Annotated in this window: 1 protein-coding gene; it reads right to left on the bottom strand. The window is 48.6% G+C overall.

Features of this window, described 5'->3' with window-relative positions; translation table 11 throughout:
• Nucleotides 1–218: 218 nt before the first annotated feature.
• Nucleotides 219–1181, bottom strand: coding sequence for an MDR/zinc-dependent alcohol dehydrogenase-like family protein (locus F6K38_RS42510; protein ID WP_287267218.1), 963 nt, complete (start codon nt 1179–1181; stop codon nt 219–221).
• Nucleotides 1182–1194: the final 13 nt, after the last annotated feature.

Below are 1194 nucleotides of genomic sequence, written 5' to 3'. Positions count from 1 at the left end.
GTCAGAAGTAAAACTCTTGCGCTTACAAAGGGTGTGAGACTTTTGTCATGTCCTAACTGCCCTGGCGACTGCTATAGCCATTGGCCTAGTTCAGCTTCTCCCAAACCTAAGCCTTAAGCTGATACGCGACACGCTGATAGCTGACCGCTGACCGCTGACCGCTGACCGCTGACCACTGACCGCTGATAGCTTACATCCCATCACCTATTGCTCATCTTTCAAGAGTTCTGATCCATGGTCAGTAAAATTTTCAATACTCCCCGCTGCTGGGCATGGTTAAAGGCGGTTAACCCTTCCTCAATTGGGTAATGACTTTGGATTAGGTAGTTGACATTTACTTTATCTTGTGCTAGTAAATTGATGGCTGGTTTAAAGGGACCGCAACGGGAACCGATTAGGGTAATTTCGTCTACTACTAGAGACGATGCATCAAAGGTTAAGTTGCCAGCGTAGGTACTTTTTAATACCAGGGTACCTCGTGGGCGCAAGGCTCCCCGGGCAAGGGCAAAGCCTTCGGGGTTGCCAGTACACTCCACTGAGATATCGAAAGGACCGTTAGTGATGGCATCGGCAAAACCTACCTTTATTCCTCTGGCTTCTAAATTGGCCAATTTCTCTTGATGACGGCCAATCACTAGCAAATTGCAGCCCGTTAGGGCTAGGGTTTGTGCCACCAGTTGTCCCAGCTTACCGTCTCCCACTACTAACACCTGGTGATCGGGACGCACCCTGACTTGTTCCTGAATTTCCAGAGCCGCAGCCAAAGGCTCAGTAAAGGTGGCGGCATCAGTAGAAATATTATCGGGTAAGGGATGTAAGTTTTTTACCGGCAAGGTCAGATAGTCAGCAAAGGCTCCGTTACGGTTAACAATACCTAAGACAGTACGGTTTTGGCAGTGAGTCGGTTGTCCACTTCTACAAAATCGACACTCACCACAGGCGGCATTAATTTCTCCCACCACCCGCTGGTTGACTAAATTCTTTGGTCCATCTTCCACAACACCAACAAATTCATGACCTAATATACCTTTGTAAGGGTAATAGCCTCGGATTAGTTCCAAGTCAGTGTTGCATATCCCCGCACGCAACACCCGCACTAAGGCTTCATCAGAGGGTGGTGATGGCACAGGTAGGTCAGTGCGCAGTTGCAGTTGCTGGTTTTCGAGCCAGAGTCCTTTCATTGTTGGTTGTTGT

Origin of the sequence: Moorena sp. SIO3B2, from assembly GCF_010692525.1 — a bacterium.
Lineage (GTDB): Bacteria > Cyanobacteriota > Cyanobacteriia > Cyanobacteriales > Coleofasciculaceae > Moorena > Moorena producens.
Note: the sequence above shows the minus strand (reverse complement) of the source record. Positions and strands in the feature narration are given on the sequence as shown.